Genomic DNA, 17,292 nt, shown 5'->3' with positions numbered 1-17,292 from the left:
ACTATATATGGAAGATTTCGAAGTACTTCAGGCAAAAATTGCTCAATATGAGAAAGAAAACAAAGAATTGAAATTTCGCTTAGAGGAATTGAATGACTTTGTGGAGAACGCCTCATTGCCACTACATTGGGTTAATGCTGAAGGAATAATTACCTGGGCTAATCAAGCTGAATTTGTTTCATTAGGTTATACAAGAGAAGAATATATTGGATTTCCTATCAGTAATTTTCATGAAGATCAGGAAGTTATACAGGACATTCTTTACCGGCTGACCAATAACCAGACCCTGCTAAATTATCCAGCCAGGCTGCGCTGTAAAAATGGTGACATCAAACATGTGCTCATTAATTCAAGTGTACTCTGGAAAGAAGATAAATTTGTTCATACCCGTTGTTTTACCAGGGATATTACGCCCCTGATCCAGGAACAGGAAAGAAAGGCAGAGCTGATCAATGAACTGGAGCAGAACGAAACCAAGTTAAAAATAGCCATAGAATCTACTAACCTTGGTACATGGGAATGGGATCCAATAACAAATATTTTATACTGGTCAGAAGAATGCAGAAATTTCTTTGGCTATCCTGCTGCTGAACAAATAACTTTTGATGCATTCAGTGAGATGATTCATCCTGGAGATCGATCCACTGTGCTTCTGGCGATGCATGAATCTATTGAACCCGGTAATGGCAAAACACATAACCTGACTTACAGGATTTACCGTCTGGATAACAACGAAATGCGCTGGATTAAAGTGCAGTGGAGAAGTAGCTTTAAAACAGATCGTTACGCTAGCTTATTAATCGGAACTACACTGGATATCACAGACGTTAAATATGCAGAAGAGAAAAGTGAAAAATTAGCTGCTATTGTCAATTCAAGCAATGACGCTGTAATCAGTAAAACTTTAAATGGAATCATTACCAGCTGGAACGACTCCGCAGAGCGGACTTTTGGCTATAGTGCTGCAGAAGTAATAGGTGAGCCGATACTTAAATTAATACCGCCTGACCGTCAGGAAGAAGAAGTTCAGATTCTTTCCCGATTAAATAAAGGCGAAAGGGTAGATCATTTTGAAACCAAAAGGATCACTAAATCCGGAAAAACGATCGATGTGTCCCTGACTATATCACCTGTTAAAGATATGGACGGTAAAATTATTGGGTTATCAAAGATTGCCAGAGATATCACAGAGCGGAAACAAGAAGAGCAGCGGAAAAATGACTTTGTGGCTATGGTGAGCCACGAATTGAAAACCCCTTTAACTGCGCTTACTGGTTATCTCCAGTTATTACTGATGCGTTCCAAAAAAGAAGGGGACGAGTTCAGTGTTAAATCATTAATCAGAGCAGAAGCCCAGACTAAAAAAATGGTATCGATGATTCATGACTTTTTGAGTTTGGCAAGAATGGAAGAAGGAAAACTTCAGATAGAAAGAAGGGAAGTAGAATTACATCCTTTAATGATTGAAATTGCAGAAGATGCTAAATTCTTAACTTCACAACATACGATAAAACTAATAGACTGTGAGGGAATTATAATCAATGCCGATAGAGATAAAATCGGACAAGTGTTAATGAACCTGGTCAGCAATGCCATTAAATATTCGCCCGAAGGAGGCTTGATTACACTGGGTTGCGAAAAACAGAACGGGAAAGTGAAAATTTATGTCAGTGATCAGGGGATAGGTATAAGCCCCGGTGATCAGAAAAGATTATTTGAACGTTTTTACAGAGTCAATAATAACGGCATAAAAACTGTACCCGGATTTGGTATAGGCTTATATCTTGTTTCAGAGATCCTGCGTTACCATGATAGTGAAATTGTAGTTGAAAGTGAAGAAAAAGCAGGTTCCGTATTTTACTTTTATTTACAGACCCTTAGCTAACCTATGTAGTAGTTGTCCTGCGCAATTCCAGGGCCCTGGCCCTGAACAGAAAGTTTAACATAATCAGCTGATTTTGTTCGGTTAAAATCAACGGTGGAGGTTGAGGATTTTTAAAGTAATATGATCTTTCAAGCCGTTAAAAAATTTCTTTAATACTTTTTCAAAAACAGGGTCACTGTCAGGAATTTCTGAAAATAAAGTCATGCATGATTTCAGTTTCAGATCATCCGGGCTATCCAGTATCTGATGTGCATCATTAGTTTCTAAAGCAAGCAGCGTATGACACATCAAAATCAGCCTTGGACCAAGCACCCGGTGATGCAGAAAATCAGCAGCCTCCTGCAGATCCTTTATCCCATAATATTTTGATTTTTCGGTAAAACCCAAACCCTGGATCTGCGGAAAAATATACCACATCCAGTGTGTGATTTTTTTACCATGCTGAACTTCGCCAAGCGCAGTTTGGAAAACTCCTTTTTGAGCTGTTATAAATCTTTCCAGGTCGTGTGATTTCATGTTAATTAGTAATTTTCGAATGCTTTAACTTAGTTTTTCGTGGATTCACGGAGGTATTAAGGTAAACATTTTTTTCTTAAAACTTTTGTTAAATTACAGTGTTGACGCCTAAGTAAACATTATAAACCTTATCTTATGAAAGAAGAAAGTAAAATTGTTACCAATACTGCAACCAACGGATCTCCGCTTGAAGACCCGACAAAGAAATATTTTAAACCTCCGTTTAAAGAACAAACACAACCCTGGCCAGGATTAGCCTCAAAGATGTCGCCTGTACCTGACCATGGTGAAAAAAGTTATGTTGGTTCTGGCAGGCTTACCGGACGTAAAGTATTGATCACTGGTGGTGACTCTGGCATAGGAAGAGCCGCTGCCATTGCTTATGCCAGAGAAGGCGCTGATGTGGCTATAAATTACTTACCAGAAGAGGAACCGGATGCTAAAGAGGTTATTGAGCTTATAAAAAAAGAAGGGCGTAAAGCCATCGCTATTCCTGGTGATATCAGAGCAGAAGAATTTTGTGAAAAGCTTGTTAAAGAAGCTGTAAAAGGACTTGGAGGATTAGATATTTTAGTTAACAATGCTGGCAGACAGCAAAGCCATCAGTCTATTTTGGAGTTGAGTACCGAGCAGTTTGACTGGACGATGAAGACGAATATTTATGCACCTTTCTGGATTACAAAAGCGGCCTTACCTCATCTTAAGCCCGGATCTTCAATTATAGTAACGACTTCAGTTCAAGCTACAGACCCATCACCAGATCTCTTTGATTATGCACAAACCAAAGCTGCAAATACAAGTTTTGTGAGGTCAATGGCAAAACAACTTGGTCCAAAAGGTATCCGTGTCAATGGTGTTTCACCTGGACCGATCTGGACCGTACTGCAAGTTACAGGAGGTTCAACGCAAGAAAAGGTAAAACAATTTGGTAAAGAAACCCCTTTAGGCAGACCAGGTCAGCCAGCCGAGTTAGCTTCTATTTATGTGCAACTAGCGGCAAATGACGCAAGCTATTCCACAGGCCAGATTTATGGCGCTGCAGGTGGTAGTGGGCAACCCTAAGTATTCCGGGCAATCCTGATCAGGGTTGCCCAAACTGTAATTGGCAGTCTTTTTATTACCTTTCATGATGATAAAACCTTTTTCAGCAAATGTCCCCCAACAAGTTCTTGATGATTTGAAACTAAGACTGAGTTTGACCCGGTGGCCTGACGAAATCCTGGGATCGAATTGGAACTATGGAACTGATCTTTCTTATATGAAAGAATTGGTTTCCTATTGGCAGGATACATTTGACTGGCGTAAAGTTGAAAATGAAATCAATGCCTATCCAAACTTTATAGCTGATATTGATGGCCATCAGGTACATTTTATGCATATCAAAGGCAAGGGTAAGCATTCAGTACCGTTGATTATTACACACGGATGGCCAGGGTCGTTTCTGGAAATGATGAAGCTGATTCCCTTGTTGACAACAAACCCCAACTATTCTTTTGACCTGGTTATTCCATCCATTCCAGGTTTTGGTTTTTCAGGCAAAGCTGTTCATCCGGGTTGCAACAGTGAATTTATAGCAGATCTCTGGCATCAATTGATGACAACTTTAGGCTATAAAAATTATGGGGCACAAGGTGGTGATATAGGGGCAGGAATCAGCTCCTGGTTGTCTTTAAAGTATCCATCAAATATTATTGGTTTACACCTGAACTATATTTCTGGTTCTTATAAGGCTTACTTAAAAGATGGAGAACAGCTTACTGACGAGGTTGTAGCTTTTCAGCAAACAGGAGCGGATTGGTCTGCCAAAGAAGGTGCATATATTCACATGCAGATTACCAAACCTCTGACTGCGGCTTATGGGCTAAACGATTCTCCAGCGGGGTTGTGTGCCTGGATTATTGAAAAGTTTAATGGCTGGAGTGATAACAATGGTCATATTGAAAATGCTTTTACAAAGGATGAACTGCTCGCTAACGTCACCTTATACTGGATTACACAAACGATCCATTCCTCCATGAGAATTTATAACGAGAACAGTAAAAAACCATTAGTTTTCGGAAAGGATGATTTTATAAAAGTACCAGTTGGCTTTATTAAGTTTCCAAAAGAATTGCCAACTCCGCCACGCGCTTACGTGGAAAAAAGCTTTAATATCCGCCACTGGGCCCCGATGCCCGCAGGCGGACACTTTGCTGCTTCAGAACAACCCGGATTACTGGCAGATGATATTATAGATTTCTTTTCCAAATTGAATGAAAAGCAGCTTTAAAAAGGACCCGAATACTTATAATCCGGTTGCTGTATTTCATTTATGGTTTCGCTTTTGGTATCCGCAATATTTCTTCTTTGAATTCTTTAGTCAAAATTGGATATAAGTCTTCAAATTCCCAGAGCCGCATGGGTGTAATTTGGATGTACTCAACCGGATACCATATTTTTACATAACTCCTGATGGCCGTTTTTGATTTTTCATGCTCGCCTGCTAACAGGAAAAGCCTTGCAGCATGCAGGTGGCTATCTTCATTAGTCAGTTCTTCTGCATATTTTTCATAATATGCTAAACTTTCGTCCGTATTTCCCTCTTCAAACATAAAACCAAGCAAATATTCTGCTCCTTTAAGACTGTCATGGGTTAATTTGGGCCTGTACTTTTTTAATTGTGCAATAAAATCAGGCATTTCTTTCCCATTCGTAATAATCTGAAGTGGAGCCGGATCAATTGTCAAGTTCTTTTTTCCCTTAAGTTTTGCCAAATGCTGGCTCACCTGGTGTTTATAGGTATTAAATCGATGGTCTTCCAAATCTGATTCTTTCTTTTTAGCAAGATATGTTTTATAGAAATTTTCTGCTCTTTTTTGATGATTATTGCTGATAGCCGCATGGGTGTAAGCAAAGAAATGTTCAGATAAAATGTTTCCTGCATACCATTGTTCATCAAATGGTAAAGCCTTTTCATCGTTTGCCATCGCCAACTCGTCATTGCTGCTGAAGTAATTAAATTCTGCTAAAACAATAGCTTTTTGCGGTTCAAACGCTGCAATTTCTGCAAGCTGCGCTAATCCGGATTCTATTTGCCCGCTTCTTAACGTGTCCAATACGTCCCTTAATTTCTTCGGTATTTTAACGATGTCCATAAAATGTCTGCTATTTCTTTAAGGAATAAATAATTCACGCAATATATCAACAAATACGGATCGAATAAAATATAATACATATAGCACAAAAAAAAATAATACAAATTGAACAAATATTTACAAAAGTATTTAGTGATAGCTGTCGGAAATGCAGGCATCAAGGTCTCGCGTTTTTGATTGTGAGAGACCTTTGCTATTTAAAAGCCTTGTTACCGGTCATCCAGCCAGTTTAAGAATAAGGTGGCTTTATCTTTACCTACGATCAACTGCCCGAAAGTGGAAATATTCAGTTTCACAATTAATTTACGGGCAAAGTAGTGTTCTACTTCTTTGACAGCGCTATAACTAATTAAATACTGACGATTGATCCGAAAGAATTGCTTTGGATTGAGCACTTTGTAAAGTTCTTCCAGTGATTGGGAAATTCCATATTCTTCACTGGTAGCCGTGACCAGGATTGTAATTTCATCACGAATATAAAAGCAGGCAATATCGTGGGTTTGTATCGTGCTGTATTTATTGTTCTTAAAGACCAGAAAACCTGTTTTACCTGCAGGATCCAGCAATTTATTAATTTGAATTGAAGCTTGTTCATTGACCTGAAAAAAGTTCTGAAGCAAAATCACTTTTTCAAATGCGCTTTGGAGACTGTTTGCGGAGAAAGGCTTTAAAATGTAATCAATCCCATTTGCCTTAAAAGCATCCAGCGCATACGCATCGAAAGCTGTACAAAAGATGACCGGAGCACGCACTTCTGTTTGCTTAAAAATCTCAAAACAGTTACCATCGGCTAATTGAACATCCATAAAGATAAGGTCAGGGCTGGCGTGCGCTGAAAAATAGGCTACTGCTGTTTTAACACTTTGGATAGTCGCTGTAATTTGAGCAGTGGGTTGGAGGGAGAGGATCATTTTTGCTAATGCTTTAGCCGTTTTGATCTCATCTTCTATGATTACGATATTCATATCAATGGAAGTTTAACAGTAAATGATCCGGAATTTTCCGCTATGGCTATAGCTTTATTCGTCAAATGCTGGTAACGCTTGTTTATATTTTCCAGTCCCATTTTTAAAGAAGGGTCCGGATTTATTTTTAACTGCAAATTGTTCTGGATGCAAAGCATATCATTTTTGACAGACAAGGAGATAGTTAATGGCTGTTCGAGTGAAACTACATTATGTTTGATGCAATTTTCCACCAATAGCTGTAAGGTAAATGGTGGTATTAAGGACGTGGAATAGCTGTCTGGTATCTGATCTTCGAAATTAATCCCTTCTTCAAACCGGGCGCTTAATAAGAACATATACGAATGTAAAATGCTTAATTCTTCTGCTAAGGGGATCACATCTTGCTTTCTTTTCTCGAGGGTAAATCTGTAAAAATCTGAGAGGTTCAGAATAAATTCAGCACTATGTTTGTCTTCAATTTCCACCATTGATTTCAGCGTATTCAAACTGTTAAAGAGAAAATGAGGGTTAACCTGCTGTTTTAAAGACTCATATTGTGCGTTCAGATGATCGGCTTTAACACGTTCGAGTTCAAGTTCGATTTGATGATTTCTATAAGTTTGATATAAGAAATATAAGAACATGTATATAGTCAGGTTAATTAGTATGCCCCGGAACTGATACATTAAAATCATAGCTTGAAAATGATACCTTGGGAATAACAGCTGATGAACACCAACCAATATCAACATCAACACGAGTCCAAAGGAGATACTGTAAAATAGCCTCAGGTTAAAAAACCTGTTAGTTACCTGAATACTGGAAAATTTAGGTAATCCGTAAATGTTGAAATACCAGGTAGAAAGAGAGAATAAAAAAGCAATAGAAGCATCTACAGCCAATTCTACAAGGGTTACATGAAGTTGCAGGATTTTTGGTATAGAGGCAAGTATGCCCATAAATAAGGAGCTGAACCAAATGATTTTTGGCGAGACAAAGAAAACTGATCTATGGGCGGAATGGTTGATTTTGTGGAATAGCATGAACTGAATTAAGGCATTACTGAAGCTTTTTGAGCTAAGATATATTTTATCCGTTCTTTTTCGGCCAAAGAACCGATGTTTAATTTTTCTCCTTTATCTATTTTATAGGTAGTCTGGACAGCATTTCCATTGGCTTTTGTAGTCACCATCTCTACACTTTGAAATTGGCCCGGGATTTTTGCACCAAACCATCTTTCATCGTCTTGTTGTTTCCAGGTAACCAAAGCAAATACCATACCTGCAAAGGTACTATCACCTTTGGATTTTGTATATTTCAAGGCCAGCTCATTCCCATATAACGTAGACATGGTTGCTTCTTTTTTACTGATCATAGAAGTAATTACTTTCAGTCCCAATTGATTGAAATGTAAATGCTCCGGCAGGCTTGCGCCTTTATTTAATTCACCTGCATGATTGTTTTGTTGCTGACAGCCCATTGCGATTAGCAATAGCACTATAAAGGCTGAATATTTTAGTTTAAATCGCATAGTTTAATGTTTAACTGGAAGGGTGAATACAAAATCATTATTAGATAAAGGACGGTGGCAGTTGACGCATTCTGTTGCATAGCCTATGTTTTTACCATAAGGCAGCAGTTTCATGGTTTTGAATCTTGCCCAGCCCCAGCCTTTTGTACGCTTATATTTCTCGCTGTCTTTAATCATATACTCCACTTGCTTGAATGCTCCGGTTTTAACATTTCCATCGGCATTCAGTAGTTTATCCCACGCAACTTTAGCAAAAATAGTTCCTTCTGGCCATGGGTTAATATGATGCTCAGCTATTGCTTTGATTGCAATAGGGTTTCCAAAGACCACCCGGATAGTGTTATTGTCCATCCGGTCTGTTGTACTTACCACCTGCCAGTTTTTATAGTCGGGCAGATAGGGAACACCTGTTAAGGTTTCTGGTAATTTATCTGCTTTAAGGTTTTGCGCATTCCAATTGTTGAATTGTTTAGTGGCTGCATTGACCAGGGCGGTGTCTGCGGGATGGTCTTTAATCATACCTGCAACATAGTTTTTGACGATGGCTATCTCAGCTGGATTCAGGTTGGCTGAACGATGCAACACCTGGTAGCTTTTCAATGGCATGCTTCCGGTAGTGATCTGGTTAAGAATTTCAAATAGCTTGGCTTTCTGGTCACCTGGTGCCATGTTGCCCCATTCGGAAAAGTTAAGACCCGCTTTACCCTCTTCGCTATCCGCAAGCGCAATACTATAAGCCGGTTGAAGATGATCAAACCATTTCAAATCAGGTTCATTGGAATGACAGTCATAACAAGCTGCTTTTAAGATCGCCTTTACATTTTCGGGCCCGTTAAAATCTGCGGTTACAGGTTGTTTTTTTAATTCAGGCCTGTAAAGTTGCAGGATACCAAAACAGAGGAGCAGAACAGCTGATACACGTACTGTTTTTCGTTTATAAAGGGGTTTATTCATGGTTTAATTTTTTATTACTACCTAAATCTACCTAAACGCCAGGTTTATGAAAGGGGAAAACTGGCACGCTGGCGAAATCGTCCGGGAGCCGGGCAGATACGGGCTCCATCAATTAAACCTATTAGCAAAATCTGCATTAAAATCTTAAAACTCTTTTTAGGACATGGTGTTCTTAAATTAATTAAAATAGGGAAATTAACTGTTTATGGATATATTAAAAAGAGGCATCGGTGTAAATTTCAATGCGCATAATGAGGCAGTAGTTAATGTTTGGGCACCTGATGCAACTCAGGTTTCCATAGCTACCGGAACATTGGTGCTGGAGCTTAAACCTGACCTGGCTGGATACTGGTCACTTTGTACAGCATTGATCCAGCCTGGCGATGTATACTGGTTTATAATAGATAAAGAACAACGTTTGGCTGATCCTGCATCTTTAGCCCAGCCTGATGGCGTACATGGTGGTTCTCAGGCCATAAATACGGCTTATAACTGGTCAGACTCTTCCTGGGAAAACATCCCTTTACACGACTATATTTTTTATGAAATACATACTGCTGCTTTTAGTCATGAGGGTACTTTCAAAGGAATAATAAACCGTCTGGATCACTTAATAGCACTGGGAATTACAGCGATTGAGCTGATGCCTGTCGCTTCATTTCCGGGAAAGCGGAATTGGGGATATGATGGTGTTTTCCCTTTTTCAGTGCAGGAGTCTTATGGAGGTGCAGCCGGTTTGCAGGAATTGGTCAATATATGTCATCAGAAAGGGCTTGCAGTTGTTTTAGATGTGGTTTATAACCATATAGGCCCTGAAGGAAATTATCTAAGTGCTTTCGGGCCGTATTTTACGGATAAATATAAAACACCCTGGGGCAATGCCATCAATTTTGATGACCAGGGGAGTGATGGTGTCAGGAATTACTTTATAGAAAATGTACTGATGTGGTTTCGTGATTTTCACATTGATGCTGTCAGGCTTGATGCCGTTCATGCCATTAAAGATTTTGGTGCGCTGCATATTCTGGAAGAAATCAGATGCCATACAAGTTTATTGCTGGAGAAGACCGGGCGCAAACATTACCTGATCGCTGAATGTGATTTGAATGATCCCCGGTATATTACTGCGATTGGTGAGAATGGATTGGGAATGGATGCACAGTGGGTGGATGAATTTCATCATGCTTTACGGGTAACTGCTGGTGAACCTGCCAGGGGATATTACGAAGACTTTTCTGGTATACAACAGCTTGCCAAGTCTTATAAAGACGCTTATGTTTATACTGGTATGTACTCCGTGGTGCGTGAAAAAACATTTGGACGTAAGGCATTTGGGAAGACTAATGATCAGTTTGTGGTCTTTTCTCAGAACCATGATCAGATTGGTAACAGGATGCTGGGGGAACGTACCAGTAAGCTGTTTAGCTTTGAAATGTGTAAACTAATGGCCGGTGCTGTACTGTTTTCTCCGTTTTTACCTTTATTATTCATGGGGGAGGAATGGGGAGAGACTAATCCATTTCTTTATTTCGTTGACCATTCAGATCCAGCGCTGATCATGCAGGTCAGGAATGGCAGAGCAAAGGAGTTTGCAGCGATGTTTGATCAGGGAAAAACACCTGATCCACAAGATGAGGCAACTTTTAATCAATCCCGGTTAAACTGGGAATTGATTGGCGAGCATCAGCATGCCTGTATTTTCCGCTATTATCAGCAGTTGATTGCGCTGCGTAAAAAATACTTCAGCTTTACTTCGCATGAAGCTCCTGGGGTCAGTATTCTGGAGGCACAAAATTCTTTGTTGCTGGAAAGAAAATGCGCTGATCCAACACAGCTCATTTGGTGTGTGCTTAATTTTTCAACTGAACAGCTAGTGCTGGATATTCCAGCTCATCTCAGTATTTCAACAGAGCTGGTCAACTCTGCATCCTCAATATGGCATGGTCCAGGCGAACCTTCCACAACTGGTCTTACCGGGCAAATTAGTGTACAATCAGAATCTTTTATAGCTTATTCCGCTAAATATGTTTAATCCGATCTCGACTTACCGCATTCAATTTCATGCGGATTTTACTTTTAATGATTTTCGTAAATTGATCCCTTATGTACATCAATTAGGTGTAAAGACAATTTATGCTTCGCCAATTTTTACTGCTGTTCCTGGTAGCATGCATGGTTATGATGGTTTAAATCCAATACAGATTAACCCGGAGATTGGTTCCTTAGCTGAACTTAAATTGATCGCTAAAGAGCTGGCTGCTGTAAAAATGGGCTGGATACAAGATATTGTACCCAATCATATGGCTTATGATTTTCGGAATCCGTGGCTAATGGATGTGTTAAAGAAAGGGGAGAAATCAAAATATAGAAATCATTTTGATATCATCTCACAGGATTTAGCAAAAGAACCATTAATGGCTCCTTTCCTGGGCGCTGCACTGGAGGAAGAGATTGCCAATAAAAATCTTTCACTCGTAGCGCAAAAAGGGGAATGGTTTTTAAAATATCACGAGAGTTACTGGCCATTGAGAAAGGGGACCGACCTGAAAGGTTCGATCCTGGAGATAACCGGGCAGCAGTTTTACCGGTTGTGTTCTTATCAGGAAAGTAATGAACGAATGAACTATCGCCGCTTTTTTACGGTAAATAGTTTGATTTGTCTGAATATGCAGTCGAAGATTACTTTTGACGATTTCCATGTGCTGATTAAGGAACTTGTAGACCAGAAAATATTTCAGGGATTGAGAATTGACCACATTGACGGGCTTTTTGATCCCAAGCAATACCTGGAAAATTTAAGAGCGCTTTGTGGGAAGGATGTTTATATCGTTGCGGAGAAAATTTTAGAACCTGGAGAGATTTTACCTGCGGAATGGCCAATACAAGGAACTACAGGATACGATTATCTCGGGTTAGCCAATCAGCTGTATACCAATGAGCAGTCGGAAAAGAAGTTTAACAATTTTTATGAAAACCTGACCGATGACCATCAGTCTGTTGAAGAACAGATCCTGGAAAAAAAACGTAAAATTCTAAGTACTGCTATGCAGGGGGAGCTTGAAAATCTCTACCAGCTTTTGCTGAATATTATACCTGAAGGACCAGAACGGATGGCCATTGGCGATTTTGGGGTATTTAAGCACATTATCTCCGAGCTTTTAATTCTATGCCCGGTTTACCGGTTTTATGGAAATGCTTATCCGCTGCCTCCACAAGAAATGGAGGCTATGGAAAAGTTGTTTGCAGCATTAGAAAAAGATAAAGAACTAGTAAAGCCGGTCCAATTCATAAAAAAAGCATTGCTTTATGAGCATATATCTTTTTATCAAAGGTTGATGCAGTTCTCCGGGCCGTTAATGGCAAAAGGTGTGGAAGATACTTTAATGTATACTTATAACAGGCATATCGGAAATAATGAAGTTGGAGATTCTCCGGCAGTTTTCGGACTAAAGGCCTCTGATTTCCATGAGGCTATTTTGAACAGGGGTGAAAATTGGCCGTTAACTATGAATTCGACGGCTACACATGATACCAAACGTGGCGAAGATGCGAGGGCCAGGCTGAGTATCCTGACTGATCTCAAAGGAGAATGGTTACAACAGGTGAAAGAGTGGAACGTATTAAATGCCACGGATGGAGCTTCTCCTGATGAAAATGATACTTATTTTATTTATCAGACCTTAGTGTCGACTTATGATGAGCGCGAAGATAGTGAGGTTTATCAAAAGAGATTCCTTGACTATATTGAAAAAGCATTGCGGGAGGCTAAAGAGAAGTCCGGGTGGGAAAATCCGGACATGGATTATGAAGCTGCAACCAGCGCTTTTGTGAAAAGGATATTGGATACTAAACGTGAATTCTGGACTGTCTTCAGCGATTTTTTCCGAAGGCTGGCACATCTGGGTATGGTAAAATCGCTGTCCTCTTTAATTCTTAAACATGGGGTTCCAGGGATTCCTGATACTTATCAGGGAACTGAGCTTTGGGATTTTAGTATGGTAGATCCTGATAACCGAAGGCCTGTAGATTATGCATTACGTGTGCAGTATATGGATGACTTTTTGAAGAAATCATTCCATATCAAATTATTGTGGCAGGAAAGCTCGGCAGGAGAAATTAAATTGCTGATTTTGCAGAAACTGTTAAAGTTCAGGGCAGCATATGCTGAATTATTCAGGATTGGATTATATATCCCGCTAAAAGTTACTGGCCTGCATGCAGCTGATTTTATAGCTTTTGCCCGCAGGTATAAAACAGATTGGGCAATATTTGTGGTACCTGTAAATGTTGCAGCGCTTTTGAATGCGCAGAATAATTTACATTTCGAGTTAGGGGATACTCAGGTTGTTTTACCTGCAGGGGCTCCTTCAGTTTACCTGGATTTAATTGAAAATCAGTCTTGTAAAGCGGAGAATAGTGTACTTGTATTACAGGATATTTTTAAATCGGTACCGTTTGGAGTGCTGCATCAAAAAGTTGAACATCAGGAAAGGGGAGCTGGGATTTTGATGCATATTACATCTCTTCCTTCTGCATTTGGGATAGGTGACATGGGGCCTGAAGCTTTTAATTTTATGGATTTTCTGGCTTCCTCGGGTCAAAAATACTGGCAGATATTACCTTTAAACCCTCTTTTGGATACACAAGCTTATTCTCCATATGCATCCGGTTCGGTCATGGCTGCGAACCCTGTTTTAATTAGTCCTGAACTTTTGATCAAAGATGGGTTTCTGGAGCCTGACGTTATAAAAGCCAAACATCGAAAGGTGAAAAGAAAAGTCAATTTTACTTCGGCTGTTCAGGAAAAAAAGCTTATGTTAAGCTTGGCTTATCAACGGTTCAAACAAAAATCCAATGGGAAGGATCAGGCATTTTCAGACTTTTCTTCCAATGAGGCTTACTGGCTGGAAGATTATGCATTGTATGAAGTCTTAAAGACTTTAAATGATAACAAGCCGTGGTATGAATGGCAAAAAGAACTGAAGGACAGGGAATTGACGGCCTTATCGAAAGTTAGAGAACAGCATGAAGATGCAATAAATGAGGTTAAATGGTATCAATTTATATTTTTCAAGCAGTGGAATGAGTTGAAGGCGCAAGCGGTTAACCTGAATATAAAGTTGATTGGCGACCTGCCGTTTTATGCTGCACTGGATTCTTGTGATGTATGGGCAAACCAGGAGCTATTTGAAATCAGTCCTTCAGGAGAGATGAAGGCAATTGCAGGAGTTCCGCCAGATTATTTTAATGCTGATGGACAGCTTTGGGGAATGCCGGTTTACAATTGGAAAGCGATGAAAAAATCCAATTATGAATGGTGGGTTCAACGAATAAAAAGAAATATTGAGTTATATGATTTAATCCGTTTGGATCATTTCCGCGCTTTTTCATCTTATTGGGAAGTTCCTGCAGACAGTAGTTCTGCAAAGTTTGGCAACTGGAAACAGGGGCCGGGAAGCCAGGTTTTCGATGTTTTAGAAGCCCATTTCGGAACTATCCCATTTATTGCAGAGGATTTGGGAGAAATTGATGCTGAAGTAACAGCGCTTCGTGATCACTATCAGCTGCCTGGTATGAAGGTCTTACAGTTTGCTTTTGGAGAAGATAGTCCGGCGTCCGTTCATGCACCTCATAATTTTACTTCGGTAAATTGCCTGGTTTATACGGGAACTCATGATAACAATACCACCAGAAACTGGTATGCGAAAGATATTAGTCACGGTGACAGGTCAAGAATTGACAGTTATACAGGTATAAAGGTTTCTAAAAGAAACATCGCACAGGTATTGATCAGGTTAGCTTATGCATCAACAGCTAAGGTAGTAATTGTTCCCCTGCAGGATATTTTGAACAAAGGGGCAAAAGCAAGGATGAATGTTCCTGCATCGATTAAGCGAAATTGGGTATGGCGTGTTAAATCAAAAGAGTTAAATGATGCTATAGGTGTTTATTTACGTGATTTAGTTCAGCTGTATGGCCGTTCGTAATATGGAATGAATGGAACTGCTTTGGAATGCTGGTTAATGGTAGCTATTCCAAAGCAGCTTTGCTTTAAATCATGTCTTTTTGTGGTATGATTGTCCGTGGTTGTTAAACTGACGCGAGGTTAATCGTTTCTAATTTATCAAAAAGAAGCCAGGAATCTGATTCTTTATCCGCTATAAAGTTCTGAAGTATTTCACTTAACAGGTTGAGGTGATCAGCCAGGTTCTGATGGATTTGTGTCAGGGGTAAGGGTAAAACATCAGGTGGTGCTATTAAATCACTGTGACTGCTATGGAGTAGAGTCAGGACTTCTTTTAAGGCGCGGTCAAAACTTCCAAAGTTTGAGGATGTATTTAAAGTATCAGCAGATATGGACATCCCACCTTGTTTTAGTTCTCTTAACATATCAAGATAAGGTATGCGGGATCTTAAGGCTAAAGATGTTTGTATATTATTCAGTAATCTGTTGGCGAAATCTGTTCCTGTCATCTAATTGGTCATTTGTTTTTTAAAGCTATTTGGACTAACGCCAGCTTCTTTTTTAAATAATCTTGAAAAATAAGATAAATTTTCAAAACCCAGGGCATAAGCAATTTCAGATATGTTTTCATTTTTACTAATCAACAGGTTTTTTGCTTCGGAAACCAGGTAATATGAATGTGTTCTAATGCGGTTTCTCCGCTTTCCACTTTTAACAGGTTACTTAAATAACCAGGTGAAAGCTTTATGTTGTAGTTCTTGCTGAAGTATCCGTTATCTAAAGGATTTCCATGAGTTATGATATCTATATAACAAAGTTGTATGGTTTGCCCTGTTTTCCATTTTGTTCATTTCACTGTTCATTTTGTCCGTTTCATGGTCAAAGATCAAAATACGGACACTAAATCCGTATAGCTTTGCATAAAAATAGCGTCCGCCAAGCCCTTTTAGGTTAGGTAAAAGCGCTTTTAAGCAGGATATGAAAAAAAAAATAATATTGGCAGTGATGTGCTTGCTGCATCTCCATGTATTTGCACAACAGAAATGGGACCTGAAAGAATGCATCGATTATGGGCTGGAGCATAACCGCAATACTGCTGTTTATGAGAACGAAAAGAAAGCTGCTGATGCGAAAGCCAAAGAGGCGCTTTCCGATTATTTACCTAAAATTAGCGTCTCAGCAACTTTAGAAGACAATCTAAAGGTTCAGGAATCTGTTATTCCAGCCGGTGTATTCGGCCCAACGGATATTCGTGTAGCTTTTAGTCAGAAATTCAATAGCAATGGTCTGGCCCAGCTCGATCAGACAATTTATGATCAGTCGCTGTTAAATGGCTTAAAAGCTAATCAGTATGCGAAAGAACAAGCGGGTCTGAATATCGTCAGGAGCCAGGAAACTATCATTTATAATATTGGTAATGCCTATTATCAAATCATTGTATACAGGGAGCAATTGCGGTTGCTGCGTGAAAATTTAGAGACTTACCAAAAGCAGATCGATATTTCTGCATTACAGGTAAAAAAGGGGGTGACCCTTAAAAAAGATCTGGATAAGGTTACCGTTGATTATAATAACGCAGTTTCTCAGATCCGCGTGGCAGAAAGTAACCTGACCCTTGCCGAAAATCAGCTTAAGTACGAAATGGGCTATCCGATGACGGATCAGTTACAGGTGGAAAACCCTTCCGTAGAAGGCCTGAGTGCTGTAGTACGTCCGGATTTGGACAGTAAAGGCTTTTTAGCGGACAAAAGGACAGATTATCAGCTTTCCCAGGTGAATGCTAAACTTTTGGAGATAGACCAAAAGAGGATCAAGGCAGGAGCGCTTCCTAAACTTAGTGGATATGCCAGGTATGGTGCAGTTGGATTTGGTAATACGATCGGCCCGGCCTTTAAAGATTTAAGTCCATATGCTGTTATCGGGATTAAACTAAGCATTCCGTTGTTCGATTTCTTTAAGCGCAATGCGCAGTACAATCAGGCGAAGTATAAAAGCCTGAATGCTGTAGAAAATATGAAATTAGACGAAGGTAAATATGAAATGGAATATCAGAATGCCAAGACTAAAATGTTTAAGGCTAAGAGCAGTCTGGAAAGTGACCGGAGGAATATTGATCTGGTACAATCTGTATTCAAGATAACTGATTTGCAATATAAAAAAGGTGTTGAAAATTTAACGGAGTGGCTAAATACACAAAACTCAATTAAAGAAGCGCAAAATAATTACCTCAATTCTCTTTATAGTTTCCTGCAGGCCAGATTAGACCTGGAAAAAGCGGCAGGTAGTCTTAAAACATTTTACACCTCACTTTAAGCACGCAGGGCCAATAATTCTTTTAACCACCAAAGGCTCCATCTTAC

Annotated in this window: 14 protein-coding genes; 6 read left to right on the top strand and 8 right to left on the bottom strand. The window is 39.5% G+C overall.

The genetic code is table 11. The features are described 5' to 3' along the window. Window positions 1-7: 7 nt before the first annotated feature. Window positions 8-1,885 (top strand): PAS domain S-box protein, encoded by a 1,878-nt coding sequence (locus AY601_RS07750; RefSeq protein WP_068398815.1) that lies wholly within the window; start codon window positions 8-10, stop codon window positions 1,883-1,885. Between the two features lie 87 nt (window positions 1,886-1,972). On the opposite strand, the gene AY601_RS07745 is transcribed toward AY601_RS07750, so the two are convergent. Continuing rightward, complete coding sequence (locus tag AY601_RS07745; protein ID WP_068398812.1) at window positions 1,973-2,401, bottom strand: DUF1810 domain-containing protein; 429 nt, start codon at window positions 2,399-2,401, stop codon at window positions 1,973-1,975. Between the two features lie 135 nt (window positions 2,402-2,536). Here AY601_RS07745 and AY601_RS07740 point away from each other — a divergent pair, with 135 nt between their 5' ends. Next, the gene (locus tag AY601_RS07740; RefSeq protein WP_084359157.1) at window positions 2,537-3,463 is read left to right on the top strand and encodes an SDR family oxidoreductase; all 927 of its coding nucleotides are present in this window, start codon (window positions 2,537-2,539) and stop codon (window positions 3,461-3,463) included. Between the two features lie 64 nt (window positions 3,464-3,527). After that, the gene (locus AY601_RS07735) at window positions 3,528-4,670 is read left to right on the top strand and encodes an epoxide hydrolase family protein (protein WP_068398810.1); all 1,143 of its coding nucleotides are present in this window, start codon (window positions 3,528-3,530) and stop codon (window positions 4,668-4,670) included. 40 nt (window positions 4,671-4,710) lie between these two features. Here the strand turns inward: AY601_RS07735 and AY601_RS07730 are convergent, their stop codons facing one another. The 5 genes from AY601_RS07730 to AY601_RS07710 form a co-directional block, all read right to left on the bottom strand. Beyond that, complete coding sequence (locus tag AY601_RS07730; RefSeq protein WP_068398808.1) at window positions 4,711-5,535, bottom strand: hypothetical protein; 825 nt, start codon at window positions 5,533-5,535, stop codon at window positions 4,711-4,713. A gap of 209 nt (window positions 5,536-5,744) precedes the next feature. After that, the gene (locus AY601_RS07725) at window positions 5,745-6,500 is read right to left on the bottom strand and encodes a LytR/AlgR family response regulator transcription factor (protein WP_068398805.1); all 756 of its coding nucleotides are present in this window, start codon (window positions 6,498-6,500) and stop codon (window positions 5,745-5,747) included. Further along, window positions 6,497-7,441: a sensor histidine kinase gene (locus tag AY601_RS07720; protein WP_198163639.1), complete on the bottom strand. Its 945-nt coding sequence runs from the start codon at window positions 7,439-7,441 to the stop codon at window positions 6,497-6,499. Before AY601_RS07720 ends, AY601_RS07725 begins: the two co-directional genes overlap by 4 nt. 92 nt (window positions 7,442-7,533) lie before the next feature. Continuing rightward, window positions 7,534-8,013: a hypothetical protein gene (locus AY601_RS07715; RefSeq protein WP_157287775.1), complete on the bottom strand. Its 480-nt coding sequence runs from the start codon at window positions 8,011-8,013 to the stop codon at window positions 7,534-7,536. 3 nt (window positions 8,014-8,016) lie between these two features. Continuing rightward, window positions 8,017-8,967: a cytochrome P460 family protein gene (locus AY601_RS07710; RefSeq protein WP_068398801.1), complete on the bottom strand. Its 951-nt coding sequence runs from the start codon at window positions 8,965-8,967 to the stop codon at window positions 8,017-8,019. A 205-nt stretch (window positions 8,968-9,172) separates the two neighbouring features. Here AY601_RS07710 and treZ point away from each other — a divergent pair, with 205 nt between their 5' ends. Further along, complete coding sequence (gene treZ / locus AY601_RS07705) at window positions 9,173-10,999, top strand: malto-oligosyltrehalose trehalohydrolase (RefSeq protein ID WP_068398799.1); 1,827 nt, start codon at window positions 9,173-9,175, stop codon at window positions 10,997-10,999. Next, on the top strand, window positions 10,992-14,954 hold the full coding sequence (gene treY, locus AY601_RS07700) for a malto-oligosyltrehalose synthase (protein ID WP_068398795.1): 3,963 nt from the start codon (window positions 10,992-10,994) through the stop codon (window positions 14,952-14,954). The genes treZ and treY overlap by 8 nt, the downstream gene beginning before the upstream one ends. A gap of 103 nt (window positions 14,955-15,057) precedes the next feature. Here treY and AY601_RS07695 read toward each other — a convergent pair whose 3' ends face one another. After that, entirely contained in the window at window positions 15,058-15,441 is a 384-nt protein-coding gene (locus AY601_RS07695) for a hypothetical protein (protein ID WP_068398793.1), read from the bottom strand. After that, window positions 15,442-15,576, bottom strand: a complete 135-nt coding sequence (locus AY601_RS26025; protein WP_232324718.1) for a helix-turn-helix domain-containing protein — start codon at window positions 15,574-15,576, stop codon at window positions 15,442-15,444. 334 nt (window positions 15,577-15,910) lie between these two features. Here AY601_RS26025 and AY601_RS07690 point away from each other — a divergent pair, with 334 nt between their 5' ends. Next, window positions 15,911-17,245 carry a TolC family protein gene (locus AY601_RS07690; RefSeq protein ID WP_068398791.1) on the top strand — a complete coding sequence of 445 codons (1,335 nt, stop codon included), beginning with the start codon at window positions 15,911-15,913 and terminating at the stop codon, window positions 17,243-17,245. The last annotated feature ends 47 nt before the right edge of the window (window positions 17,246-17,292 follow it).

It is taken from the genome of Pedobacter cryoconitis, assembly GCF_001590605.1.
Lineage (GTDB): Bacteria > Bacteroidota > Bacteroidia > Sphingobacteriales > Sphingobacteriaceae > Pedobacter > Pedobacter cryoconitis_A.
This window is presented reverse-complemented; position numbering and strand designations above follow the sequence as displayed.

Excerpts from the sequence above, each read along its gene's own strand:
- treY (WP_068398795.1), top strand. The coding sequence starts at position 10,992 with ATGTTTAATCCGATCTCGACTTACCGCATTCAATTTCATGCGGATTTT.
- AY601_RS07740 (WP_084359157.1), top strand. The coding sequence starts at position 2,537 with ATGAAAGAAGAAAGTAAAATTGTTACCAATACTGCAACCAACGGATCT.
- AY601_RS07730 (WP_068398808.1), bottom strand. The coding sequence starts at position 5,535 with ATGGACATCGTTAAAATACCGAAGAAATTAAGGGACGTATTGGACACG.
- AY601_RS07735 (WP_068398810.1), top strand. The coding sequence starts at position 3,528 with ATGATGATAAAACCTTTTTCAGCAAATGTCCCCCAACAAGTTCTTGAT.
- AY601_RS07720 (WP_198163639.1), bottom strand. The coding sequence starts at position 7,441 with ATGGGCATACTTGCCTCTATACCAAAAATCCTGCAACTTCATGTAACC.
- AY601_RS07725 (WP_068398805.1), bottom strand. The coding sequence starts at position 6,500 with ATGAATATCGTAATCATAGAAGATGAGATCAAAACGGCTAAAGCATTA.
- AY601_RS07715 (WP_157287775.1), bottom strand. The coding sequence starts at position 8,013 with ATGCGATTTAAACTAAAATATTCAGCCTTTATAGTGCTATTGCTAATC.
- AY601_RS07690 (WP_068398791.1), top strand. The coding sequence starts at position 15,911 with ATGAAAAAAAAAATAATATTGGCAGTGATGTGCTTGCTGCATCTCCAT.
- AY601_RS07695 (WP_068398793.1), bottom strand. The coding sequence starts at position 15,441 with ATGACAGGAACAGATTTCGCCAACAGATTACTGAATAATATACAAACA.
- treZ (WP_068398799.1), top strand. The coding sequence starts at position 9,173 with ATGGATATATTAAAAAGAGGCATCGGTGTAAATTTCAATGCGCATAAT.
- AY601_RS07745 (WP_068398812.1), bottom strand. The coding sequence starts at position 2,401 with ATGAAATCACACGACCTGGAAAGATTTATAACAGCTCAAAAAGGAGTT.
- AY601_RS07750 (WP_068398815.1), top strand. The coding sequence starts at position 8 with ATGGAAGATTTCGAAGTACTTCAGGCAAAAATTGCTCAATATGAGAAA.
- AY601_RS07710 (WP_068398801.1), bottom strand. The coding sequence starts at position 8,967 with ATGAATAAACCCCTTTATAAACGAAAAACAGTACGTGTATCAGCTGTT.